We start from the raw sequence: 24,373 nt of genomic DNA, 5'->3' as shown, positions 1-24,373 counted from the left end.
TGGATGCCATCGTCAACAAAGTCAACACCCTGAAAGCGGACCTGATCGCCATTACCGGCGACCTGGTGGATGGCAGCGTGCAGGAACTGGCGCCACACACGGCGCCACTGGCCAACTTGCAATCGCGTCATGGAGCCTACTTTGTCACGGGCAACCATGAGTATTACTCTAACGCGCCGGAATGGGTGGCCGAGGTGCGCCGGCTGGGACTGACGGTCCTGATGAACGAGCACGTCGTCCTCAAGCATCAGGGAGCCTCGCTGCTGGTGGCCGGGGTGACCGACTACAGCGCCCATCATTTCGACGAAGCCGAACGCAGCGATCCGCAGGCAGCGCTGGCTGGCAGTCCGCCACATGTCGCCGTCAAGCTGCTGCTCGCGCACCAGCCGCGCTCCGCCACGGCAGCGGCAGCGGCCGGCTTCGACCTGCAGCTGTCCGGCCATACCCATGGCGGCCAGTTCTTTCCCTGGAATCTGTTCGTGCCTTTGCAGCAACCGTATACCGCAGGCTTGAACCGCCTGCGCAACCTGTGGGTATACACCAGCCGCGGCACCGGCTACTGGGGCCCGCCCAAACGCCTTTTCGCACCTTCCGAAATTACCCGCCTGCGGCTGGTCCTTGCCTGACCAAACAAACTAAAGCACGACCTTGCCGCGCATGGCTTTATCCTTGCCGCGCCGAGTCTTGCTGTCGACGCGCTTAAGCTGAGAACTGCGGCTGGGCGCAGTAGCCCGTCTTTTTTTCTGGATCACGGTCACGCTCAGCAACAGTTCCTGCAGCCTGAGCATGGCTTCGCCCTTGTTCTTTTCCTGGCTGCGCGATTGCTGCGCCTTGAGGACCAGCACGCCGTCCTTGGTGATGCGCTGGTCGTTCAAGGCCAGCAGCCTTTCCTTGTAAAACTCGGAAAGCGACGACGCCCGGATATCGAACCGCAGATGAATGGCCGAGGATACCTTGTTGACGTTCTGGCCGCCCGGCCCCTGGGCGCGGACGGCGCTGATCTCGATCTCGCTCAGAGGGATGGCGAGCGTATCGGTAATGCGCAGCAGCTTGTCGTCATTAAGGGGAAACATGCGCATTATTATAGAGGCAATGTCAGGCCTGGCTGCGCAGATCTTCCAGCAAGCTGCCGGCGGCCGCGAGTTCCGCTTCATGGCCCGGCTCACGCCAGGTTTCCGCCAAGGCATCCGCTTGCCATTGCTGCATCGACGGCAGATTCAGCAACCGTGTGGCGTAGGCTTGCGCGGCCGGACTCAGTTGCAAGCCATAGGTCTGCACCCGGAAAGCGACTGGTGCAAAGAACGCGTCGACAGCGCTGAAGCCGACGCCTGCCAGGAAAGGTCCGCCGAAGCGCTGCAGGCCTTCGCTCCACAATTCGTCCAGCCGCGCCACATCGCGCGCAAGCGCCGCCGGGACCTGCGCCAGCTTGATGCGGACGCCGCAATTCATGGTGCAGTATTCACGCAAGGCGCCAAAGCCGGAATGCATCTCGGCTGCCGCGCAACGGGCCCAGCTCCTGGCCTGCGCATCCGCCGGCCAGACGCCCGCATGGCGCTCTGCCAGATATTCGATGATGCCGAGCGAATCCCAGACTGCGGTCGCGCCATCTTTCAGGGCCGGCACTTTACCGGTTGGCGAAAAACTGCGGAAAGCATCCCAGTTGGCGCCAATGCCTCCGGCCGAAAACGGCATCAGGCGCTCGTTGAACGCCAGGCCCAGTTCACGCATCAGCACCCAAGGGCGCAAGGACCACGACGAATAATTTTTATTGGCAATATACAGCTCATACATGATGGCAGACACTCCGGCTTGAATTGTGTTGGTTAGACATGGCTAGGCTCGTGTCACGCCTCATCTGCCGGTATATCGCGCCGGCCTTGGCCCGTAGCGCTAGGCGTGCCGAGGAGACATAGCGGGGCTATGGCGACGAGGCACAACGACGCGATACGGGTCAAGGACCAGCGAGATGCCGACAGATGAGGCGTGACACGACACTAGGGTGCAATCTGAACAGCTCTCGGACGAGCTGCCCTCGCTTTGCAACCAGGGATTTTATATGTTTCCAGCGAAGAATACTCGGGCAACTATGGCATAACCATGTCAGCTGAGGCATGATGGCTATCGCAGCCGACAATTTGCCAAAAGACGATGAAATCATTCAGTGCCGGACCCAATGCCCTCGTGAGCGCGAGCGGCCTGCTGCTGCGCGGATCGCTGTTGCTGCTGACGCTGGCCGCCAACGCCAGTACGGCCGCCGAGCGCTATCAGATCGATAGCACGCACACTTTTTCCTATTTCGAATACAGCCACTGGGGCTTGTCGCTGCAGCGCAGCCGCTTCGACACGACTACCGGCACGATCGAACTTGACCGCGACAACCAGAGCGGCAGCGTCGAGATCGACATCGACGCCGCGTCGGTCAGCACCGGCAGCGATAGCTTTAACCAGATCATGCGTTCCGGCGACTTCTTTGACAGCGCCAACTATCCGAAGATCAGCTTCAAATCTTCCGCCATGCATTTTGACGGTCCCCAGCTGACGCAGGTGGATGGCGACCTGACCATCAAGGGCATCAGCCACCCGGTCACGCTGCAGATCAGCAATTTCAATTGCCGCTTCATGCTTATCTACGGCAAACAAGCCTGCGGCGCCAACGGCTCAGCCAGCATCCTGCGCAGCGATTACAAGCTGGGGCGTTACGTGCCGTTTGTCAGCGACGCCGTAACCTTGCACATCAGCGTCGAAGCGATCAAGGAATATTGACACAACGTCAGACATTGGCTGATCCGCAGCGCCCCTGGTTTCAGAACTGGTGCAGAATGCCGGCGATCACCCCGCTCTGGTTGCTGCCGCTGACGATTTGCTCGTCAAAACCATTGACGCCCAAATTCGACCCGCCCCGATTACTGGCATAAGACGCCAGCAAATACAGGCTGCTGCGCTTGGACAGGTCGTACGTTCCCAATAATGCAAAGGTCAGCGGATCGGCGGCGCTGCCCCTGGTGTCGGTATAGGCGCTCATTCCGGCCAGGGAAAATGCTGGCGTCGCCTGGTACTTCAATCCGCCCCAATACAGATTGGATGCACGGGAAGCCATGTCGGGGGACTTCGATGCAAACCAGCGATAACCGAAATAGGAGATCACCGCTCCGCTGCTGTAGCTGACGCCGGCGGCAAGCCGCCTGTCCGCCATGCGCTGCGATGCATGGGACGTGCCATGACGCTGGTCGAAAGCCATGCCGAAAGCCAGCGCACCGGGTGCATACCTCAAGCCGATGCCCAGTTCACGCCCGACTCTAGGAGCGCCGGCCATTTCGCCGCCATCTTTCAAACTGCCGTCATAGCCGAAACTGTAGAGTCCCGTCATTTCCAGATCCTGGAATACGCCGTCGTAGCGAATCGCATTGTCGGCCCGCCCGGCAAGCACTGCATCATGCGTCAGCGCCGAATAAGCCGCCATGCCTGTCGGATCAAAGGGGTAGATGTAATCGTACAAGGTATTGTTCCGGCGCCCCAGCGTCACTCTATGGGATTTCCCCGCCAGGCCGACATAGGCGCCACGGCCAAACAAGCGCCCGTTCTGGCCGGCGGCGCCGGTGTCGGAATAAAATCCGCTTTCCAGGTGATAAATGGCCTGCAAACCACCGCCCAGGTCTTCGCGCCCACGCAGGCCCCAGCGCGACCCCCACAGGTTGCCCGAATTAAGATGGCTGCGGCGGCCGGCGTTGCCTTTGGCGTCGGGTACATTGTTCAACGTTTCCAGACCGGTATCAATGACGCCGAACAGCGTGACGCCAGTCTCGGCACAAGCGCCGCCGGCCAGCATCGCCGCTAATGTCGTCATGCAAAAATTTTTCTTCATTTTTCAATCTCCTCCTGGTTACTTCCTCCGGATCCGGCTCCCTGCTTGCAGCCGGCGCAATCGTTGCGGCAATGCGGTCTATGTCATATGCGCTCCTTCCATCGACGTTGCTTGAAGACCTGATCTGTCCTCGCGGTGGCGATGTCCTGTTTGTCATTCTTATGTGCCGTACATCCGGCTATAGGCGATACTCGGCAAAGACCTGCGATTGGCAGGGCTTGCGCGCGATCCACATGACGCCTGCGGCAACATCCATCAGGGTGGTCGCCACCGTTGCGTGCTGGCCGTCGGCGCCAGGTTTGCGCAACACGCCGCCGGCATGGAGGAAAGCGCCGGCAAGGACATTTTTTATGCAGGCCCAGTCGACTTTCCCACTGCCGCGATAGAGCGCCTGCTGCAGCACCGTCTCGACACGACGTTGGCGGTAGAGAGAATCCGGATTGTCGGCCAGGCCGAGTTCGCGCAGCTTGCTGCGGGCAACCGGGCATAGCCAGTGATTGGCATGCACCAGCAAACCGTGCTGCGGCGCCTGCCAGAAAATTTCGTCGGGCGCGCACTCCAGATTGACTGCGTCGCCAAGCGGCTGGCCGCCGCGGTCGATACCGGCCTGGGTCAGCATCAGGTTGCTGGAGCAAAAGCGCCGGGTGCGCCACAGGACTTTCATGGCGCTGTCCATGTCCGGGGCCTCCAGCATCTTGCGTCGCACCAGGGCCAGCGGAACATCGGCCAGTTGGCGGTAGTCGCGGTCAGAACTGAGGAAGTTGACGCTCATGGACAGGCCGGCACTGTTGAGACCATGCCGCCCCAACGCCCCCGCCTCGGTGAACAGCAGCAGATCGGGCTGGTCCGCGCCGTCGCGCCGCATCCGCAGGACAATCCCGGTATCGGCGCATTCCTGCAGCCAGTCCCAGTTAAGCGCATGCATCAAGCCGCCGCTTGCTGCGTGCTCGGGCAATACCACGAGCCCGGTGCAGCCGTCCTCCAGCTCCCGGCAAACCATTTTCAGTTCGCTCTGGCCGAACATCATCTCGGTACGGCAATTGATCAAGATCACGTCTGCCAGCGGCACGCCGGCGCCGTCGGCAATACCCTGCATTTCGTCCAGATAGGCGGAATCGAAACGTTCGATGACGCTGCGCATCCCGAGCGCCAGCCTGGTCAGGCGATCGCCTCCCAGACCCTGCCGCGTCAATTGCCGCCGATACAGGCGCGCACTGCGTGCCACACGTTCCGGCGCAGCGCCGCCGTGCAGCCTGCCGCGCTGATAAGCCGTACCGGCGACTTCAATCAAAGGGAAATGACCGATATCTACATCACGTATGCTCACCGACATTCTCGCTCAAAAAAATTAACTAAAGGATAATTTTTATATCTTGTATTATTTTTTTGATAAATTCAATTTGAAAATGTTTTTTAAGAAACCGCTTACAAGGAATGACCGCCGAAGTCGCTTGCCGAGGTGTTTACTCATATGACATTAATCAATTAACATCTATTTGAATGTATTTTTATCAACCACTCTGCGGCGAGAGAATGAGCAAAACCAAACACCCCAGCCGCCCCAGTCCATTGCAGCTCGATCTGGCCAATCGACTGATCCGGCAGATCGCCACCGGTGAATTGCCGGCCGGGACCCACCTGACTGAGGAGAGCCTGGCGAGCCAGTTCGACGTCTCGCGCACGCCGGTCAAAGCGGCGCTACGCCTGGTGGCGCAACAGGAATTGCTGGATTACCACGTCAACAGCGGCTATTTCGTCAGCGCCAGCCCGCAGCAGGCGCCGAGCATCTTTGTCGGCGGCATCAGCGGCGATGCGCTGTACCAGCAAATGATCGACGACCGCAAGCACAGCCTGCTGGCCGACACCATGACGGAAACCGATTTCCTGGAGCAGTACCCGGTGTCGCGCAGTCTGCTCAGGGGGACACTGGTGCGCATGGCGGCAGAAGGCCTGATCGAAAAGCGGCGTGGCCAGGGCTGGAACTTCCCGCCCATCGTCAGCGCCCCGGAGCAGATGGCTGAAAGCTACCAGTTCCGCATCGCTGTAGAATGCGCCGGCCTGCTGGAAGGCAGCTTCAAGGCCGATTCCGAACAGTTGCGCAACAGCCGCCTGGCGCATGAAAACCTGCTGCGACAAGCCGAAGCCGATTATTCCGCCGCGGCTTTTTTTACCCTCAATGCGGCGTTTCACGAAATGCTGGCGCGCTTCTCCAATAATCGCTTCGTCTTGCAGGCGGTGCAACAGCAAAACCAGCTTAGGCGGCTCGATGAAGACTTGCCGCGGTACCGCGCGCCCCGCCAGATTGATTCTTGCAAGGAACACTTGCAAATCATCGAAGCGCTGGAACACGACAACAGGGAATGGGCATCTGCCTTAATGAGGCATCATTTGACAGTCGCTCGGGACACTAAATAGCTGTGCATTTACAGGCGTAAAAGAACCAATGGAGCTTATTGGCATGCATATCTCTGAATCTGATTGCCTTGCGGACCAGATTTACTGCCTAAAAGGCATCCCCTTGCAAGGTAGCAAGGGACGGACTAAACTAACCGAACTTAGTCCAGTAAAAAATATCATGCAAACCTTTAACATCCATGAAGCCAAGACACATTTGTCCCGTCTGGTAGAGCAAGCCGCCAAGGGCGAATCTTTCGTCATCGCCAAGGCCGGAAAACCGCTGGTGAAAGTCATGCCGCTCAATGCGCCGGAGGCAGGCCAGCTAATGCGGCTGGGTTTCATGGAAGGCCAGATTGCCGTACCGGACGACTTCGACCGCATGGGCGGCGCCGAGATCGAACAGCTGTTTGGCGGCGATGCATGAAGTTGCTGCTGGATACGCATTTGTTGCTATGGGCCGCAGGAAGTCCCGATCGTTTATCGGCGGCCGCGCTTGCCCTGCTCGACTCGCAGGAAAATGAATTGTTCTTCAGCGCGGCCAGCCTGTGGGAAATCGCCATCAAGCGCGGCCTTGGGCGCAGCGATTTCCAGGTTGATGCACGGTTATTACGGCGCGGCCTGCTGGACAACGGCTATAGCGAACTGGCGATCGGCAGCGAGCATGCCGTGGCGATCGACAGCCTGCCTCTCATACACAAAGATCCGTTTGACCGCATCCTGGTCGCCCAGGCGACTGTCGAGGGCATCCTCCTGCTGACCGTCGATTCTGTGGTTGCACAGTACCCGGGACCGATCCGGCTGCTGTGAACGAGATCGAGTACCGGACTAACAGACCGCAAAGATTCTGTTCCATCTGAAGGCCGCATGGAATAATGCGCAAGAACGAATTGCTTGCTTCCACTTTTTTATTGGCTTGCCCATGCCCCCGACTCCCCGTACAGATACGCTGCGCACGCCGACCATCACCGATGTGGCGCGCGAAGCCAAAGTGGGTAAAACCAGTGTTTCACGCTACCTCAACGGCGAATTCGACAGTCTCTCCGAGGCTTTGCGATTGCGTATCCAGCAAGCCATCCGGACCCTCGGTTTCCGTCCCAACCAGATGGCGCGCGGACTCAAGCGCGGCCGCACGCGGATGGTCGGCATGGTGGTGGCCGACATCAGCAATCCCTATTCGGTCGAAGTGATGCGCGGCGTCGAAGCCGCCTGCCAGAAGCAGGGATTCATGCTAATGGTGTGCAACTCGGATAACCAGCTGGAACTGGAAAAGCGCTATCTGGATCTGCTCACCAACTACCGGGTCGAAGGTCTGGTGATCAATCCGATCGGCCTGCCGGAGGAAGATCTGGCATCCATCAGCAACACCGGCCTGCCGCTGGTCATCATCGACCGCCGCGCCGTTCACTTGCAGTGCGACATGGTTGGCCTCGACAACCGGCAGGCCGCCACCCTGGCGACACAGCATTTGCTGCAGCAAGGATTCCAGGCGATTCATTTTTTTACCGAACCGATCGGCCAGATCAGCAGCCGCAGCGAACGAGAGCAGGCGCTGCGCCAAGTGGTGGCGGCCGCCGGCAAGGGCCACTCGGCAAGCACAACGGAACTCGACGTGACGGACAGCGCGGCACTTGCCGACGCCCTGCGGAAAACCTTGAAGAGCAAAAAACGCAGCGCGATTTTTGCCGGCAACGGCCGCATGCTGCTCAACGTGGCGCTCGGCCTGCAGCAACTGGGCGCGCGCTGGCCCGAAGATATCGGCTTGCTGGGTTTTGACGATCCGACCTGGGCGGCGCTGGCCGGCAGCGGCATCACCGGCATCCGCCAGCCGACTTTCGACATCGGCCATGCCGCACTGGATTTCCTGGTGCAGCGGATTGACGGCATCGTCAGCCCGGCGCGCATGCAGGCCTTCCCGGGCGAATTGATCATCCGCGGCTCTACCGGATCGCTGAAAAATGTAAGCGAGGCTTGACGCCCTGTTTTTTATGGATTACTTTGGAACCGGTTCCAGAAAACATCGGCCCCGCTGCCTGATATTGCAAATCAGGCAATTTTTTAAATCATTTATGGAACCGGTTCCATGAAGCCATCGCATCCCAGAAATGCGAAGCAAAACCTGATTCAGGAGACAGATTTGCAAGCACCGCTGAAGATCCTCATCGTGGCGTCGGCCTACGGCGTCGATTATGTACAAAAACAAGGCCATGCCGCCGTCCTGCCGCTGGCTGCCAGCGCCGGCGCCGACGGACTCGAAGTGCGGCGCGAACTGTGCGCCGGCTCGGATGCCGAAATCGCCCTGCAGCTTGCCAGTTTAAAAGACGCCATGGAAATGCACGGCTTGCAGGCGGTTTATTCGGCGCCGGAATCCTTGTTCCGGCAAAGCGGCGATCTCGATCTGGCGCTGCTGGCTGCGCGCCTGCATGAAGCAACAATCCTCGGCGCCGCCAGGCTCAAGCTGCAGATGCATGACTATGCCTGCGCCGTCGACGCCGCGGCCCTGCAACACGCACTCAGCGGGTCGACGGTAACACTGCTGCTGGAGAACGGCCAGCAAAAAACCGGCAGCCGCGTCAGCGAATTCGCCAGCTTTTTTTCCATCTGCGCGGTCCATTCACCGGCCATCCCGGTAGCCATGACTTTCGATATCGGCAACTGGAGCTGGGCCGGCGAAGATGCAGTGACGGCAGCCCAGGCACTGGCATCGCACGTGCGCTATATTCATTGCAAGGATGTGCGAGGCAGCGGCATGCGGCGCTTTGCAGTGGCGCCCGGCGAAGGCAGCGTCGACTGGCGCGCATGCCTGGCCCGGCTGCCCGGCGACGCGCCGCGCGCCATCGAATATCCCTTGCCCGCCGACCCGGCTGCCCAGATGCGCCATGCTCAACAGCTGCGCTCGGCGCCGGCATCCCTCTCTCACGGAGCAAGCACATGTCAGTAAAATCCTTTGACGTTGTCACCTACGGTGAGGCCATGGCGATGTTTGTCGCCACTCAAGACGGCGACCTGGCCACGGTGCACAGCTTCATCAAGCGTGCCGCCGGCGCCGAACTGAATGTCGCCACCGGCCTGGCGCGGCTGGGTTTCCGGGTTGGCTGGGCGAGCCGGGTCGGACGCGATTCCTTCGGCCGCTTCGTGCTGCAGACGCTTGCCAGCGAGGGTATCGACAGCACAGCCGTCACCATCGATGATCGCTATCCCACTGCATTTCAGCTCAAATCGCGCAACGACGACGGCAGCGACCCGGAAATCGAATACTTCCGCAAAGGCTCCGCCGCCAGCCATCTGTCGATCGCCGATTATCGTCCGGACTACTTCATGGCGGCGCGCCACCTGCATTTATCCGGCGTGGCGCCGGCCATTTCCGCATCCTCGCTGGAGCTGGCCTTCCATATCGCAAGCGAAATGCGGGCCGCCGGCAAAAGCATCAGCTTCGACCCCAATCTGCGCCCCACCCTGTGGTCTTCACGCGCAGTGATGGCAGACCGGCTCAATGCCCTGGCCTCCTACGCCGACTGGGTCTTGCCCGGCCTGGAAGAAGGCCGCATCCTGACCGGCCTGGCCAGTCCGCATGAGATCGCCGGCTTTTACCTTGCGCGCGGCGCCAGCGGCGTCATCATCAAGCTGGGCAGCGCCGGCGCCTATCTGCGCACAGCGGATCAGGAAGCCACCATTCCCGCCGCGCCGGTCGCCAAGGTGATCGACACCGTCGGCGCCGGCGACGGCTTTGCCGTCGGCGTCATCAGCGCCTTGCTGGAAGGGCGCGACGCCCATTTTGCGGCGACTCGCGGCAACCTGATCGGGGCAAGGGCAATCCAGGTAATCGGCGACAGCGAGGGATTGCCGACACGAAAACAGCTGGAGCTGGAACAACACCGCTAAAAACAGCAGGCTGGCAACAGACCTGAAGAGCGGACAATCAAAACAAGGAGACAAGCAATGGAAACAAGAAAACTGGCGATGCGGCGATGGTGGTTCATCATGCCGATCGTCTTCATCACCTACAGCCTGGCTTACCTGGACCGCGCCAACTTCGGCTTTGCCAGCGCGGCCGGCATCAACCATGACCTCGGCATCACGCAAGGCACTTCTTCACTGATCGGCGCCCTGTTTTTCCTAGGCTATTTTTTCTTCCAGATTCCCGGCGCCATCTATGCCGAGCGGCGCAGCGTCAAGAAGATGATTTTCTGGAGCCTGGTGCTGTGGGGCAGCTGCGCCGCCCTGACCGGCGTGATCAGCAATATTCCGATGCTGATGGTGATCCGTTTTTCATTGGGCGTGGTGGAAGCGGCGGTGATGCCTGCCATGCTGATCTACATCAGCAACTGGTTCACCAAGAACGAACGCTCGCGCGCCAACACTTTCCTGATCCTCGGCAATCCAGTCACGGTGCTGTGGATGTCGGTGCTGTCCGGCTACCTGGTCAACAGTTTCGGCTGGCGCCACATGATGATTGCTGAAGGCGTGCCGGCGATTGTGTGGGCCTGCATCTGGTGGTTCGTAGTGCAAGACAAGCCGGCTGAATCAACCTGGCTGCAGCCGCAGGAAAAGGCAGACCTCAAGGCCGCCCTCGACCTGGAACAGGTCGGCATGAAACCGATGCGCAATTATGCGGAAGCCTTCAAGTCGCCGGTGGTAATCAAGCTCTGTGCGCAGTATTTTTGCTGGAGCATCGGCGTCTACGGTTTCGTACTGTGGCTGCCGTCCATCCTCAAGAACGCCGCCAATATCAGCATGGTGGAAACCGGCTGGCTCTCTTCCCTGCCCTACCTGGCCGCAGTGATCGCCATGCTGCTGACATCCTGGGCTTCCGACAAGATGCAGAACCGCAAGCTGTTTGTCTGGCCGGCGCTGCTGATCGGCGCCCTGGCATTTCTAGGTTCCTACCTGCTGGGCAGCAGCAATTTCTGGCTGTCCTACAGTTTGCTGGTGATTGCCGGCGCTGCCATGTATGCGCCTTATGGCCCGTTCTTTGCCATCGTTCCCGAGCTGCTGCCGAAGAACGTCGCCGGCGGCGCCATGGCGCTGATCAACAGCATGGGCGCGCTGGGGTCTTTCCTCGGCTCCTACGTGGTCGGCTACCTGAACGGCGCCACCGGCAGCCCGTCCGCTTCCTATCTGTTCATGGCTAGCGGCCTGCTGGCAGCGGTGGTGCTGACCATTTCCATTAAACCGGAACCACAAGCCATGCCTCTGGCGCAATCTGTCACGCACTAATCAATCGTTCAGGAAAAAAGATGCAAGCGAAAATCGTGTTGTACAAAAAGGTGGCCGACGATGTATTGGCGATGCTGCAACAAGACTATCAGGTGATCCAGTTCGACGGTATCGACGCCGGCAACCGCGCCGCCTTCGTGGCGCAGCTGAAAGATGCGGTCGGCCTGATCGGCGCCAGCCTCAAGATCGACGGCGAGATCCTCGACCAGGCCCCGCAGCTCAAGGCGATCTCGACAATTTCCGTCGGCGTCGACCAGTTCGATCCGGCCGACTTGCGGCGCCGCGGCATCGCGCTGCTCAATACGCCCGATGTCCTGACCGAGACCACGGCCGACACCGGCTTTGCGCTGATACTGGCGGCGGCCAGGCGGGTGGTGGAAATGGCGGATTATGTCAGGCAAGGCCGCTGGACCCACAGCATAGGCGAGAACTGCTTCGGCACCGATGTTCACGGCAAAACCCTGGGCATCATCGGCATGGGCCGCATCGGCGGCGCTATTGCACGGCGTGCCGCGCTAGGATTCGGCATGCAGGTTCTCTACAATAACCGCAAGCCGGACCCCGCCGCCGAAGCCGCCTATGCGGCGCGCTTCACGCCGCTCGGCCAGTTGCTGCAGGATGCCGATTTTGTCTGCATCACGGTGCCGCTGACGCCGCAGACCCGCGGCATGATAGGCAAGGCTGAACTGGCGATGATGCGCTCCAGCGCCATTCTCGTGAATATCTCACGCGGCAGCATCATCGACGAAACGGCGCTGATCGAGGCGCTGCAAAGCGGCCGCTTGGGCGGCGCAGGGCTGGATGTATTCGAGCGTGAACCGCTGCCTGCGGATTCGCCTTTGCTGCGTTTGCCGAACGCAGTGGCATTGCCGCACATCGGTTCCGCCACCCATGAAACACGCAAGCGCATGGCAATCTGCGCGGCGCAAAACCTGCTGGATGCCTTGAGCGGCAAACCGACTCCAAACCTGGCGAACCGCGCCTAGCAACAGTTGCGCCGTGGTTCAGAGGGGATGCGGCAGGCGCGCGTCCGCGGCGGCCAGGCGCGCTTCCAGCGCCTGGATCCGTTGCAGCAGATTGAGCGCCACCGCCAGGCCTTGCGTATCGAGTTCAAAGTCGTCGCGCAGGCGCCGCGCGGTCCTGGCCACCACGATGGTCTGCGACCTGAACACGTAGCCGGGCGCCGGGCGTCCGGGCTCCCGCTCGCGGTCTGGCTCGATGGCGCCCAGCGTCACCAGTTCCGCCAGCTCGGCATGGCTGAGCCCGGAATATTCCGCCAGCTCTTCCAGCGTGCAGGCGTCCGCATCGTTCAGCCAGACGGCTTCTACTAACAGGCTAGTCATTCCCGCTCTCCTCAATGCAAATGCTGACGTGGATCGAAAGCCGATTCTGCAGCGAGCTGCTCAAACAGCTCGCGCTCGCGCGCCGTGGGCGTCTTCGGTACCTCTATCCTGACCACCGCATACAGATTGCCCTGCTCGCCGCCGGCGGACGGCAGCCCGCGCTTGGCCAGGCGGAACTGACGATTGGCGGCGGTGCCGGCAGGAACATTCAATTCCACCTTGCCGCCTAGCGTCGGCACCTGTACGACCGCACCCAGCACTGCTTCCCACGGCGTCAGCGGCAAATCGAAATACAGGTCTTTGCCGGTCACCCGGTACAGAGGATGCGGGATCAGCTTCATCATCACATACAGGTCGCCGTGCTTGCCGCCGTCGCTGCCCTGCCCGCCCTTGCCCGACAGGCGCAGGCGCTGGCCGTCTTCCGCACCTTTCGGTATGCGCACCCGGAAAGTGCGCGGCACCCGGTGCAGTTTGCCGTGCTCATCGTACTCCGGCATGCTCAGCCGGACATCGGTTTCACCGCCTTCGTAAATCTGCTCTAGCGTGATGGGCGTGTTGACTTCATAGTCTTCGCCCCTGCTCGGCCGCGGCCGGCCACCCTGGCGCGATGCGGCAAAAGCGGCCAGGATATCGGCCATGTCGACATCGCCGAAGGAAGTGCCGCCATCGCTGAACCCCTGCTGCCAGGCGGGCGGCGGCTCAACGTTTTCACCAGGCTGATGGCTGCCCAGCTGATCGTAGGCGGCGCGCTTCTCAGTATCCTTCAGAGTCGAGTACGCTTCCGCGATTTCCTTGAATTTCTCTTCCCCGGCCGGGTCCTTGGAGACGTCCGGATGGTATTTATGCGCCAGCTTGCGATACGCCTGCTTGATTTCAGCCGTGCTGGCGGTGCGTTCGACGCCCAGGGCGCTGTAGTAATCTTTGAATTTCATTTCATCCTTCGTTCAATTTCTCAAAAACTCAACGAACTTCCGATTGAATTCCCGCAGCTGGTCGCGTACCTGTTCGTCCACCAGCTCGCCGTTTTCATTGAACGCCTTGCCGGCGCGCGACACCATCAGGCGGCCGCCAAACCAAGGCTCCATGCCGAGCGTGCGCAAGACCGGCAGCCAGGCATTCTGCGCCAGGATAGTGCCGAATCCGCCCGGCGAGGCGCCGATCACGGCCACCCGCCGCCCGCTGAAAATACGGGCGCTGTCGGCCGCCGGCCGCGACAGCCAGTCGAGCGCATTCTTGAACACGCCCGGTATCGAATTATTATATTCCGGCGTCACCAGCAGCAGTGCGTCGGCCACCGCAATCTGCTCCTTCAGCAACGCCACCGCCGCCGGGATGCCCTCCGCCTGTTCCAGATCGCCGTCATACAAAGGGATGCCCTTGATGGTGCCGAGTTCCAGCCCAGCCCCGGCCGGCATCAGGTCTACCGCCGCCCGCAACAAGGCGGCATTCAAGGAGCCGCTGCGCAAGCTTCCTGCTACTCCGACAATTTTGGTCATGCCCGTGTCTCCCCAACGTTAGCTGTCTATCTCAAGCCTGGTCTGCTGCAAGGTGGTGGCAATCGGCGTGCCCTGGCGAATGGTCTTGGTCACCGGTGTCTTTTCGCAGATTTCAGCCAGCCGGCCGATCTGCACCTCGCTCAGCGCAGCGCCGAAAGCGACTGTGCGGTCGATTTTTTCCCGTCCTTGCTCGTCGCGCGAAAACCGCAGGCGGACATCGATCAGGCCCAGCTCCCATTGCTTGCGGTCGGCATACATGCGTAAAGTCAGCGAGGTGCAGGCAGCCAGGCCGGCCAGCAGCAGCTCGTAAGGCGCAGGGCCGCTGTCGGTGCCGCCGTTGTCTAGCGGTTCGTCAGCACGCAACTGGTGCGAGCGGGCCTGGATTTGTTGGACAAAGCCGCTAGCGCTTTGCAGGTGAACAGACGCCATACACTCTCCATATCGGTTTCAGATGCCGGCTCCGGTCACATTGCGTGGCCGGATTTGATATGGAGACTATAGCCGTTTTGGAAGAGAAGGATAAGGGCGGGATAAGCGCGATGGAAAATTAATCCTGCACAAGCCGATCGCATGACATGTTCAAGACCGTTCAATCTGCTGGCGCAGGGCGCTGCAGGCGGCGCTCAGCCGGGCATGGTCGACCACCGGCCCCTGGCTCAGTACGGCTTCGATGTGCTGGGTGGCGTTGACGGTAGCAGCCATCCGGAAAATCATGGCCGCTCCCTTGAGGCTGTGCACCGTGTGCTGGATGGCGCGATAGTCGCGGCACTCAAGCGCCAGTTCGATGCTGATCAGGTCCTGCCTGGCGCTGGCCAGGAACAGGTCATCCAGCCCGAGCTCGGAATCGTTCAAAGGCAATAGCGGTTCCGGCTGCAGTGGCCCAGGCTTGCTTTTGTTCATTTCATCCACTTCTAGTGATTATCGCGCGACATCGCTGTTACCTTTTACAAGTACCGCAGAAAAAGGTCGTGCGACCTTCTGTTCATCTTTTACAGCCAGATGAATAGAGATAGCCTAGATTTGGAGACTGATTGCAGCAATAGCAGACTTATATAATTCACAATCTTTAACATTAGGTAACAACAATTCGCGGGTAAAACCGCATGCCGCAAGCGAATTTCCGGCAAATACTTTCCGCTTCACAATCATCTGCCCGCGTCAGCCGTCCGCGCTGTCGATCCGGCGTCATCGCGTGACGCCATCGCCCCGGGACGATCAGGCCGCCGCCAGCCGCCACAAGGAAGTCAGTTCAGCGGCGCGCGCGGTATGCAAGGGATCGGTCGCATCGGATACTTTCGGGTGCTGCGGCCGCACATCGATCTTCCCCAGTACTTTCAGTCCGCCCGCCGCGATTGCCGCCAGCAGCTCGGCACGCGTACGCAAAGCCAGGTGCTCGGCGAGGTCGGAAAGGATCAGCCAGCCTTCGCCGCCAGGCTCCAGATGCGCCGCCAACCCGCTCAGGAAACCGCGCAGCATGCGGCTGTCAGGATCAAAGACCGCGTGTTCGATGGGAGAACTGGGACGTGCCGGAATCCACGGCGGATTGCAGATCACTAATGGCGCCCGCCCCTCGGGGAACAGGTCGGCCTGCACCAGCTTTACCTGGCCATCCAGGTTCAGGCGCAACAGATTTTCCTTGGCGCAGGAGAGCGCGCGCGGGTCCATGTCGGTCGCCACGATCCTGGCGACGCCGCGCTTGGCCAGCAATGCCGCCAGCACGCCGGTGCCGGTGCCGATATCGAAAGCCAGCTTGGTGGAAGGCAGCTGCGCCTCTGCTACCAGCCCGATGTACTCGCCGCGTACCGGCGAATAAACTCCGTAGTGCGGATGGATGCGTTCGCCCAGCGCCGGAATTTCAACGCCTTTCTTGCGCCATTCGTGGGCGCCGACCAGGCCCAGCAACTCACGCAGGGAAGCGACGAATGGCTCTGTCGAGGCGCCATAAGCCTCATTGCAAGCCTGCTGCACATCGGGCGCGCGGCGCAAGGGGATGCTGTAGTTCGCGTCGAACGGCAGCAGCAGCATGCCGAGCGTGCGGGCGCGCTGCGATTGCGCCTGACGATGCAGATTGAAAGCATCGGCCGGCGTGGCCGGCAGCTTGGGACGTTTTTTAGGCTTCGGTTCGGCGCGCCGCGCCAGCGCCTGCAGCAGCTGGCGGGCATTTTGGAAATCACCGCGCCACAGCATGCCGGTGCCTTCGCAGGCCAGGCGGTAGGCGCTGTCGGCAGTCATGCGGTCGTCCGCGATCACCACCCGCTTCGGCGCCGGGTTGCCGCTTTCCGAGCGCCAGTGCGCCGAGCATTCCTGATCGTTCTCGATCCAGTGGATCAGCGGCTGTTCGGCGGTAATCATAGGATCGGTGCCGGCGGCGACGCTGGCAAGGTGGAAGTCAAGTGCATGGAGTGATCTCGATCTGTATAGGGGAGGAAGGCAGGCGCGATGTTTGCAAAAACACCATCTGCAGGCTCGCCTGACGAAGCAGGCGAGATATTTCTCCCAAGTATACCTCCTGGCCGCGGCGCCGGACCTTTTCTTTCGGCCAGTATTTCACGGCAGCCTGCCTGGCGAGCCCCCCCCCTTAAAATGTTTCCCAGTCGTCGCTGTCGGTACCGGCCAGCTTGACGGCAGGCGCTTTTCGCAGGGACGGCGATGTTGCCGCGGGCCAAAGCGGCGCACCTGTGCTGGCACGCGGTTTAGTGCTTGCGACCACTTTCAGCGCCGTTGCCGGAGCGCGCTTGAGCAACCCCGGCCTGGTTGCTGACGGCGCCGGTGCGCGCCGGGCGCCGGTGCGTATCGCTGCAGGCGCCGGCAAAACCTGGCTTGCCACGGCGCCGACCTGGAACACCGAGACCGCATCCTGCAGCCGCTGCGCCTGCCCTTCCAGCGAGCTGGCTGCTGCCGCCACCTGTTCCACCAGCGCGGCATTCTGCTGCGTCACCTGATCCATCTGCGTCACTGCCTGGTTGACTTGTTCTATGCCGCTGCTTTGCTCTTCCGACGCCACCGTCACTTCAGCCATGATATCGGTGACGCGCTTCACCGCCTGCATGATTTCGTCCATGGTCTGGCCGGCCCGGCTGACCAGTTCTGAACCGCCGTCGACCTTGCTGACCGAGTCGCCGATCAATTCCTTGATTTCCTTGGCGGCCTGGGCGCTGCGTTGCGCCAGGTTGCGCACCTCGGCGGCCACCACGGCGAAGCCGCGCCCCTGTTCGCCAGCCCTGGCGGCCTCCACCGCGGCGTTCAAGGCCAGGATGTTGGTCTGGAAGGCGATGCCGTCGATCACGCCGATAATGTCGGCAATGCGCCGCGAGCTGTCGGTAATGCCCTGCATGGTGTGCACCACCTGCCCCACTACCGCGCCTCCCTGCGCCGCAATGTCCGATGCGCTCTGCGCCAGTTGCCCAGCCTGCCTGGCGTTGTCGGCATTCTGGCGCACGGTGGCGGTGAGTTGTTCCATGCTGGCGGCGGTCTGCTGCAGCGAAGCCGCCTGCTGCTCGGTACGCGCCGACAAATCGCCGTTGCCGGCGGAAATCTCCCTGATCGAAGCGCCGATATGCTGGGTGCCGTCGCGGATCTCGCTGATGGCGGCGGCCAGCTGTTGCTGCATCTGCCGCATCGCATACAGGAGGCTGCCGCGGTTGCGCTCGTCCACCAGCACCGGCAAGTCCAGTTCACCGGCAGCGATCCTGGCGGCAATCCCGGCCGCGTAACCCGGTTCGCCGCCCAGGCTGCGGGTAACGCTGCGGATGATCAGCAGCATGGTGGCCGTCACCGTGGCGCCGATCACGAACATGATCAGCAGCTGCTTCAGCAGGTTGTCGTAAAAAGCCGCCTGCACATCGTTGACAAACACGCCCGACACCAGAAACCAGTCCCATGGGGCGAAGTAATTAACCTGGCTGATCTTTTCCGCGCGGGTATCGACGGTGCCAGGCAAGCGCCCCATGTAATGCACAATGCCTTGCTGTTGCTGCTTGCCGACCCTGACCATTTCAACGTAATACAGCTTGCCGTCGGTATCCTTGCGTTCGCCGACATTCTTGTCGACGATATCCTTGCTGGTCGGATGCATCAGCACCACAGGCCGGGAATCGAATACAAACACGTAATTGTCCTGGGCATAGCGCATGCTGCTGATGCGCTGCAGGGCCTGACTCTGCGCCTGCGCCAGGTTGATCTTGCCGGCGGCGACTTCGTCGGCATAGCCTTTGACGATGCCGGCAGCAGTCTGCACCACATTCTTCAGGCCGGCCTCGCGCTCGCTCATCATGGTGTCGCGGGTATTCAGGGCAGACCAGCCGGCCAGCAGCAGCAATCCTATCCACATGACCGCCAGCACCAGCCACAATTTTGCTTTCAGACTCAGATTTTTCATTGCTTGCGCACTTTCACTATGAAGGTAAACCTAGGCGGCCATGCGCCGGCCGCCATCCCAGGTGGAGGACTGCTGCGGCATCACAGCGCCGGCACCGTGTCCAGGCGCCAATGCATGGTCATGACTGTCAGTCTTGAAGACGCTCACCACCTGCGCCAGGCTGGCGGCCTGTTCCTGCAGCGATGCCGCTGCGGCAGCGGCCTGCTCCACCAGCGCGGCGTTCTGCTGCGTCACTTCATCCATCTGCGTGATCGCCTGGTTGACCTGCTCGATGCCAATGCTTTGCTCCTGGCTGGCGGTGGCAATCTCGCCGACGATATCGGTGACGCGCTTGACGCTGCTGACCACCTCGCCCATGGTGCTCCCGGCCTGCTCCACCAGCTTGCTGCCGCTGCCCACCTGACTGACCGAATCGTCAATCAATACCTTGATTTCCTTGGCTGCGGCAGCCGAACGCTGCGCCAGGTTGCGCACCTCGGACGCCACCACGGCAAAGCCGCGTCCTTGCTCGCCGGCGCGCGCCGCTTCCACCGCCGCATTCAAGGCCAGGATGTTGGTCTGAAAGGCGATGCCGTCGATCACGCTGATGATGTCGACGATTTTTCGCGATGCATTGCGGATGTTGCCCATGGTGTCCACCACCTGCGCCACCACCACGCTGCTTTGCGTCGCTACTTGCGAAGCGGTGACCGCCAACTGGTTGGCCTGGCGTGCATTCTCGGCGTTCTGCCTGACTGTCGAGGTCAGCTGCTCCATGGCGGAGGCGGTTTCTTCCAGCGATCCGGCCTGCTGTTCGGTGCGGCTGGACAGATCCAGATTGCCGCTGGCGATCTGCGACGACGCCGTGGCGATGGTGTCGGCCGAACTCTTGATATGCGAAATGGTTTGCAGCAGCGATGCGCGCATGCATTTCATGGCATACACCAGGCTGTGCCGGTCGCCCTGGCGGGTGGCGATATCCAGGCTGAGGTCGCCCTCGGCAATGCGGTTGGCGATCTCCGCCGCGCGCGCAGGATCGCCACCGATCGCCTGCAGCATGCTGCGGTTGGAATACGCCACCAGCAACGCCAGGACCAATCCCACCGCCAGCAATATTGCGCCGGCCTGGTACAAAGACTGCATGAAGGCCTGGTCCAGGTCGTCGACATAAATGCCGGTGGTAGAAATCCAGTCCCACGGCTGGTAGCCGATGGCGAACGACAGCTTGGGCACCGCCTCGGCAGCGCCGATGCGCGGCCAGACATAGTTGATGAAGCCGCCGCCAGCCTCGCTGCCGGCCTTGGAAATCAGGACGAACACAAGATTGCCGGCCGGGTCCTTGAAATCGCTCATCTTCTTGCCGTCCAGCTCGGGCTTGATGGGATGCATGACCATCATTTCGCTGGAAGTCGAGATCGAAAAATAGCCGTCCTTGCCATAACGCATGGCTTTCAGCCGCGCCAGCGCCTGCTGCTGCGCCTCGCTCTTGCCGAGCGCGCCGCTGGCGGCCAGCGCGCCATACTCCTTGATCACGCTCATGGCGGTATGCGAGACGTTGATCAAATCGCTTTTACGCTCGTCCAGCCGGATCTGCCGCGCCTGGTACGCATTGAATACGGAAACGGCAAACAACGCCAGCAGGCTGATCAGCAGCGGCAGCCAGAGTTTTTGCGTAAAAGATAGCTTGTTCATGAATGTGTCCCCGTTTTGCCATGGCTGTTATCGGTAACGTGCAGCGTCGACGCGCCGGCACGGATACGGGGCATAGCGCCTCGTCATCCTCCGGATTAACGGCAGCGCTGCGGCAAAGCTGAAGGGCCGGGCAAGAAAAATCCGGTTTCCCTTGTGTATTGGCCGTGGCAAGGCTGGGAGGAAAGCAAATCCGCGGAAGCCAGGATCAAATGTCAAATTTCGAGCAAGTTGGCAGGCGCCGAGGGTAGCGCCGCACATTTCAAATGTTACCTCCGACATTTAACAATGTGCCACAAACGTGAAGCTAAAAATCTGCAATAATCGCGCGCTGCCCAGCCTCGCCGACGCCGAATTTTCCCCACATTCGATCTGTCTGGTTTATTGTATCCGCTTAGAAAGATGGCATTCCGGCGCAGTTGCTACATGAACAATTTCGCGACATTCTCGGATTCAAAACGAGAGTTCGGTGAACATCAATCAACGACAGGAGTGACAACACGTGAAGCAATGGACTATTCGACAACGGATGCTGGTCAGTTTTGGCGTGATCCTGCTGCTGATGGGCTTCATGGCTGGCATCAGCTACCTGAAGCTGCAGGCGATCGAACATGAAACCAATAGCTTCCAGACAGACTCCATGCCCGGCCTGGAACTGAGCACGGGGATCCGCTCAACCTGGTTCCAGAGCTATCTGCTGGTGCTGCAAGTGATTACTGTCGATACCCAGCCAGACCAGCGCAAGCAGGACCTGGCAACCCTGCTCTCCGATAACGAGAAAATGGACAAACTGGTCGACGACTATGAAAAAACCATTTTCGAATCCCAAGACCGGCTCAATTTCAACGCGTTCAAGCAGGCGCGCATCGAATATGTGCGTCTGATGTCGGAAGTGCTGCGACTGGACGACACGCAAAAGAACGCCCAGGCGCGCAGCTTGCTGATCGAGCAGCTGGAGCCGGCCTGGCAGCGCGGCCGCAATGCCGCCACCGTATTGCGCGACTTCAATCAGCAGGCTGAAGTGCGCTCGGTCGACAAGATCGAAGCTGCCGTGATTATCGCCAAGAGCACGCTGCTGACGGCGCTGGCGATCGCCCTGGTGGTGGCGCTCATATGCGGCTTCTTCCTGTTGCGCGCCATCACGCGGCCGATGGGAGAGCTGGTGGCGGCGCTGGAAGTGATCCGTTCCGGCGATTTGTCGCAGCGGCTCAATCTGAACCGGCACGATGAATTCCAGGCGCTGGAAGTCGGCCTCAACCGCATGTCGGACGAACTGACCGGCCTGGTGGGGCAGGCGCAAAAATCGGCGATCCAGGTCACCACCTCGGTGGTGGAAATTGCCGCCACCGCCAAGCAGCAGCAGGCCACAGCCAACGAAACCGCGGCCACCACCACCGAGATCGGCGCCACTTCGCGCGAGATCTATTCGACTTCACGCGAACTGGTCAGCACCATGAACGAGGTCTCTTCCGGCGCGGAAGAAGCCGCGCGCCTGGGCGGCGCCGGCCAGGCTGGCCTGACGCAGATGGAAGACACCATGCACCACGTGATGGATGCGGCCGGCTCGGTCAACGCCAAGCTGGCCATCCTCAACGAGAAGGCCAGCAACATCAACCAGGTGGTCACCACCATCACCAAGGTTGCCGGGCAAACCAATCTGCTGTCGCTGAACGCCGCCATCGAAGCGGAAAAGGCCGGCGAATACGGCCGCGGATTTTCCGTGGTGGCGATCGAAATCCGCCGCCTGGCCGACCAGACTGCCGTCGCCACCTACGACATCGAGCAGATGGTCAAGGAAATCCAGTCAGCGGTGTCGGCCGGCGTGATGGGCATGGACAAGTTCTCCGAAGAAGTCCGGCGCGGCATTGCCGACGTCCAGAACGTCGGCGCCCAGCTGTCGCAGATCATCCAGCAGGTGCAGGCGCTGACGCCGCGCTTCCAGTCGGTTCATGAAGGCGTACAGGCGCAGGCAGTGGGCGCCGAGCAGATCAGCCAGGCGCTGGGTCAATTGAGCGAAGCCGCCCAGCAAAGCGTCGAATCGCTGCGCCAGTCGAGCCAGGCGATCGATGAATTGACGTTGACGGCGAACGGCCTGCGCAATGGCGTCTCGCGCTTCAAGCTGAAAGCCGTCTAACGCAAAGTGCGGCCGGCGAGGTGCGGCCGGCACTGCCTGCGACAACGAACATTTTTGTACACCTGCATACAAGAAAAGATAGCCAGCCACATGCTTTTTCTATTGTTCCAAATCGGCCAGGACCACTACGCGCTGGATACCCGCCAGGTCGCGGTGGTACTGTCGCTGGTCAAGCTGAAACAGATGCCGGCGACTGCGCCATGGGTGGCCGGCGTGTTCACCTATCGCGGCCAGTCGGTGCCGGTGATCGACCTCAGCCAGCTGGCGACCGGCAAGCCGTCGCGGCAACGCCTCAGCACCCGCATCGTGCTGGTGCACTACCCGGCGCCGGGACCGGATAGCCGCCTGCTCGGGCTGGTGCTGGAAAAGGCCAGCGAGATCATGCGCCGTGCATCGTCGGAATTTCGCGACAGCGGACTGGATCATGGCGAGGCGCCCTACCTGGGCCCGGTCACAGACGATGCGCGCGGCCTGATCCAATCGGTGCAAGTGCAAGACCTGCTGCCGCCGGCAGTACGAGCCCAGCTGTTCCCGGGCATGGAGACATAATGCCGCTGGCAAAATTCGAAACCATGCTGAAACGCACCATGGGGCTGGATATCCAGTCCATAGGCCGCCCCATGCTGGAACGCGCCCTGCAGGAACGCCAGGGCAGTTGCGGCGTGGCAGACCTTGACGCTTACTGGCAGCTGCTGCAGATATCGGAGCAGGAACAGCTGCAGCTGATTGAATCCGTGATCGTGCCGGAGACCTGGTTCTTCCGCAATCGCGAGGCCTTCCTGGAAATGGCGCAACTGCAGCAGCGCTGGCCGCGCCTGATCAGCGCCAGCCAGCCGCTACGCATCCTCAGCCTGCCCTGCTCTACCGGCGAAGAGCCGTATTCGATCGCCATGGCCCTGCTGGATGCCGGCGTGCCGCCGCCGCATTTCCAGATCGATGCGATCGACATCAGCCCGCAATCGCTACATGTGGCGCGCCAGGCGGTATACGGCAAGAATTCGTTTCGCGGCGACTACCTGAGTTTCCGCGACCGCTACTTTGCGCTCAACGAACAAGGCTATGCTTTATCTGAAACGGTACGGCAGCAGGTCAGGTTCGCGCAAAGCAATCTGTTCGCAGCCGATCTGCTGGCCGCACAAGCGCCTTACGACATCATCTTTTGCCGCAATCTGCTGATCTATTTCGACCGCGCTACCCAGCACCAGGCCGTGACCATCCTGATCCGGCGCCTCGCGCCCGAGGGCCTGATGTTCGTCGGCCCCGCTGAAAGCGCCTTGATGATGCTGCATGAGCTGACCCCGATCAAGGCGCCGATGGCATTCGCTTTCCGGCAGGGAGCGCCGAAACAAGAGGCCGCCAGAACGGCGCTGTCGCCCGCTGTCGCTTATGTGCCGCTGGCGCCAGCGCCAAGAACAACCGCGGCAAGGGGCACTCCTGCCAGAGCCAGGACCGCCACCGGCAATTCCGCCAAGCCGCCGGCGCAAGCGAGCCTGGCGACGGCTCAGCTGCTGGCTGACCAGGGCAAGCTGAAAGAAGCCGCCGCCATATGCGAACAATTCATCAGGCAGCATGGCGCCTCGGCCGCCGCTTACTATCTGAGCGGTGTGATCCACGACGCCGCGGACCGCAAGCAGGCTGCCGCCGACTGCTATCGCAAAGCCCTGTACCTGGAGCCGAACCACGCCGACGCCATGACGCACCTGGCAGCCTTGCTGCAAACCTTGGGCGACCACGCCGGCGCCAAGCTGCTGCAGCAGCGCGCGCGGCGTTCGACCGAAAACAATCCGTCCTGACATGAATCAAGCCCTGAACTTTCACTCGCCATGCCGTCGCCGTTCGCTGCTGCCAGCCGTCGGCAGCAGCAGCTGCCATGGGGATAAG

At 61.1% G+C, this 24,373-nt stretch carries 25 protein-coding genes; 13 read left to right on the top strand and 12 right to left on the bottom strand.

The genetic code is table 11. The features are described from left to right. Window positions 1-626 (top strand): metallophosphoesterase (locus VNZ65_RS07380; RefSeq protein ID WP_325667540.1); only part of this gene is annotated, 626 nt, incomplete at its 5' end. A 9-nt stretch (window positions 627-635) separates the two neighbouring features. On the opposite strand, the gene arfB is transcribed toward VNZ65_RS07380, so the two are convergent. Both arfB and VNZ65_RS07370 read right to left on the bottom strand, forming a co-directional pair. Next, window positions 636-1,049: an alternative ribosome rescue aminoacyl-tRNA hydrolase ArfB gene (gene arfB / locus VNZ65_RS07375; protein ID WP_349255968.1), complete on the bottom strand. Its 414-nt coding sequence runs from the start codon at window positions 1,047-1,049 to the stop codon at window positions 636-638. 46 nt (window positions 1,050-1,095) lie between these two features. Then, window positions 1,096-1,791 (bottom strand): glutathione S-transferase family protein, encoded by a 696-nt coding sequence (locus VNZ65_RS07370; RefSeq protein ID WP_325667534.1) that lies wholly within the window; start codon window positions 1,789-1,791, stop codon window positions 1,096-1,098. A 357-nt stretch (window positions 1,792-2,148) separates the two neighbouring features. On the opposite strand from VNZ65_RS07370, the gene VNZ65_RS07365 reads away from it, so the two are divergent. After that, window positions 2,149-2,763 (top strand): YceI family protein, encoded by a 615-nt coding sequence (locus VNZ65_RS07365; protein ID WP_325667533.1) that lies wholly within the window; start codon window positions 2,149-2,151, stop codon window positions 2,761-2,763. A 40-nt stretch (window positions 2,764-2,803) separates the two neighbouring features. Here VNZ65_RS07365 and VNZ65_RS07360 read toward each other — a convergent pair whose 3' ends face one another. Further along, window positions 2,804-3,862: a porin gene (locus VNZ65_RS07360; RefSeq protein WP_325667532.1), complete on the bottom strand. Its 1,059-nt coding sequence runs from the start codon at window positions 3,860-3,862 to the stop codon at window positions 2,804-2,806. A 178-nt stretch (window positions 3,863-4,040) separates the two neighbouring features. After that, the gene (locus VNZ65_RS07355) at window positions 4,041-5,189 is read right to left on the bottom strand and encodes a C45 family peptidase (RefSeq protein ID WP_325667531.1); all 1,149 of its coding nucleotides are present in this window, start codon (window positions 5,187-5,189) and stop codon (window positions 4,041-4,043) included. A 206-nt stretch (window positions 5,190-5,395) separates the two neighbouring features. Between VNZ65_RS07355 and VNZ65_RS07350 the strand changes: the two genes are divergently transcribed. The 8 genes from VNZ65_RS07350 (at window position 5,396) to VNZ65_RS07315 (ending at window position 12,459) form a co-directional block, all read left to right on the top strand. Beyond that, on the top strand, window positions 5,396-6,277 hold the full coding sequence (locus VNZ65_RS07350; protein WP_325667529.1) for a GntR family transcriptional regulator: 882 nt from the start codon (window positions 5,396-5,398) through the stop codon (window positions 6,275-6,277). A gap of 160 nt (window positions 6,278-6,437) precedes the next feature. Then, the gene (locus tag VNZ65_RS07345) at window positions 6,438-6,683 is read left to right on the top strand and encodes a type II toxin-antitoxin system prevent-host-death family antitoxin (protein WP_325667527.1); all 246 of its coding nucleotides are present in this window, start codon (window positions 6,438-6,440) and stop codon (window positions 6,681-6,683) included. Further along, the gene (locus VNZ65_RS07340) at window positions 6,680-7,066 is read left to right on the top strand and encodes a type II toxin-antitoxin system VapC family toxin (protein WP_325667525.1); all 387 of its coding nucleotides are present in this window, start codon (window positions 6,680-6,682) and stop codon (window positions 7,064-7,066) included. The genes VNZ65_RS07345 and VNZ65_RS07340 overlap by 4 nt, the downstream gene beginning before the upstream one ends. A 112-nt stretch (window positions 7,067-7,178) precedes the next feature. After that, on the top strand, window positions 7,179-8,231 hold the full coding sequence (locus tag VNZ65_RS07335) for a LacI family DNA-binding transcriptional regulator (RefSeq protein ID WP_325667523.1): 1,053 nt from the start codon (window positions 7,179-7,181) through the stop codon (window positions 8,229-8,231). A gap of 162 nt (window positions 8,232-8,393) precedes the next feature. Further along, window positions 8,394-9,197, top strand: a complete 804-nt coding sequence (locus tag VNZ65_RS07330; RefSeq protein ID WP_325667522.1) for a sugar phosphate isomerase/epimerase family protein — start codon at window positions 8,394-8,396, stop codon at window positions 9,195-9,197. Beyond that, on the top strand, window positions 9,188-10,138 hold the full coding sequence (locus VNZ65_RS07325; protein ID WP_325667520.1) for a sugar kinase: 951 nt from the start codon (window positions 9,188-9,190) through the stop codon (window positions 10,136-10,138). The genes VNZ65_RS07330 and VNZ65_RS07325 overlap by 10 nt, the downstream gene beginning before the upstream one ends. Window positions 10,139-10,195: 57 nt before the next feature. After that, the gene (locus VNZ65_RS07320; protein WP_325667518.1) at window positions 10,196-11,473 is read left to right on the top strand and encodes an MFS transporter; all 1,278 of its coding nucleotides are present in this window, start codon (window positions 10,196-10,198) and stop codon (window positions 11,471-11,473) included. Between the two features lie 20 nt (window positions 11,474-11,493). Continuing rightward, window positions 11,494-12,459 carry a D-glycerate dehydrogenase gene (locus tag VNZ65_RS07315; protein WP_325667516.1) on the top strand — a complete coding sequence of 322 codons (966 nt, stop codon included), beginning with the start codon at window positions 11,494-11,496 and terminating at the stop codon, window positions 12,457-12,459. A gap of 18 nt (window positions 12,460-12,477) precedes the next feature. Here the strand turns inward: VNZ65_RS07315 and VNZ65_RS07310 are convergent, their stop codons facing one another. The 8 genes from VNZ65_RS07310 to VNZ65_RS07275 form a co-directional block, all read right to left on the bottom strand. Beyond that, on the bottom strand, window positions 12,478-12,816 hold the full coding sequence (locus VNZ65_RS07310; RefSeq protein WP_325667514.1) for a chaperone modulator CbpM: 339 nt from the start codon (window positions 12,814-12,816) through the stop codon (window positions 12,478-12,480). Window positions 12,817-12,827: 11 nt separating this feature from the next. Beyond that, a complete protein-coding gene (locus tag VNZ65_RS07305; RefSeq protein WP_325667513.1) occupies window positions 12,828-13,748 on the bottom strand; it encodes a DnaJ C-terminal domain-containing protein in 921 nt (306 codons plus the stop codon). 12 nt (window positions 13,749-13,760) lie between these two features. Then, a complete protein-coding gene (locus VNZ65_RS07300; RefSeq protein ID WP_325667511.1) occupies window positions 13,761-14,312 on the bottom strand; it encodes an NADPH-dependent FMN reductase in 552 nt (183 codons plus the stop codon). Between the two features lie 18 nt (window positions 14,313-14,330). Then, complete coding sequence (locus VNZ65_RS07295) at window positions 14,331-14,741, bottom strand: OsmC family protein (RefSeq protein WP_325667509.1); 411 nt, start codon at window positions 14,739-14,741, stop codon at window positions 14,331-14,333. A gap of 150 nt (window positions 14,742-14,891) precedes the next feature. Further along, a complete protein-coding gene (locus VNZ65_RS07290; protein WP_325667507.1) occupies window positions 14,892-15,212 on the bottom strand; it encodes an Hpt domain-containing protein in 321 nt (106 codons plus the stop codon). Between the two features lie 315 nt (window positions 15,213-15,527). Further along, the gene (locus tag VNZ65_RS07285) at window positions 15,528-16,664 is read right to left on the bottom strand and encodes a class I SAM-dependent methyltransferase (RefSeq protein ID WP_325667505.1); all 1,137 of its coding nucleotides are present in this window, start codon (window positions 16,662-16,664) and stop codon (window positions 15,528-15,530) included. Between the two features lie 226 nt (window positions 16,665-16,890). Beyond that, window positions 16,891-18,690 (bottom strand): methyl-accepting chemotaxis protein, encoded by a 1,800-nt coding sequence (locus VNZ65_RS07280; protein ID WP_325667504.1) that lies wholly within the window; start codon window positions 18,688-18,690, stop codon window positions 16,891-16,893. A gap of 30 nt (window positions 18,691-18,720) precedes the next feature. Further along, window positions 18,721-20,361, bottom strand: a complete 1,641-nt coding sequence (locus tag VNZ65_RS07275) for a methyl-accepting chemotaxis protein (RefSeq protein ID WP_325667501.1) — start codon at window positions 20,359-20,361, stop codon at window positions 18,721-18,723. Between the two features lie 499 nt (window positions 20,362-20,860). On the opposite strand from VNZ65_RS07275, the gene VNZ65_RS07270 reads away from it, so the two are divergent. The 3 genes from VNZ65_RS07270 to VNZ65_RS07260 all read left to right on the top strand — a co-directional run bounded on the left by VNZ65_RS07270 (window position 20,861) and on the right by VNZ65_RS07260 (window position 24,285). Continuing rightward, entirely contained in the window at window positions 20,861-22,492 is a 1,632-nt protein-coding gene (locus VNZ65_RS07270; protein WP_325667500.1) for a methyl-accepting chemotaxis protein, read from the top strand. Between the two features lie 90 nt (window positions 22,493-22,582). Continuing rightward, complete coding sequence (locus tag VNZ65_RS07265; protein ID WP_325667498.1) at window positions 22,583-23,041, top strand: chemotaxis protein CheW; 459 nt, start codon at window positions 22,583-22,585, stop codon at window positions 23,039-23,041. Further along, complete coding sequence (locus tag VNZ65_RS07260; protein WP_325667496.1) at window positions 23,041-24,285, top strand: CheR family methyltransferase; 1,245 nt, start codon at window positions 23,041-23,043, stop codon at window positions 24,283-24,285. Before VNZ65_RS07265 ends, VNZ65_RS07260 begins: the two co-directional genes overlap by 1 nt. Window positions 24,286-24,373 lie beyond the last annotated feature (88 nt).

Source organism: Collimonas sp., from assembly GCF_035566555.1.
Classification (GTDB): Bacteria; Pseudomonadota; Gammaproteobacteria; order Burkholderiales; family Burkholderiaceae_D; genus Collimonas.
This window is presented reverse-complemented; position numbering and strand designations above follow the sequence as displayed.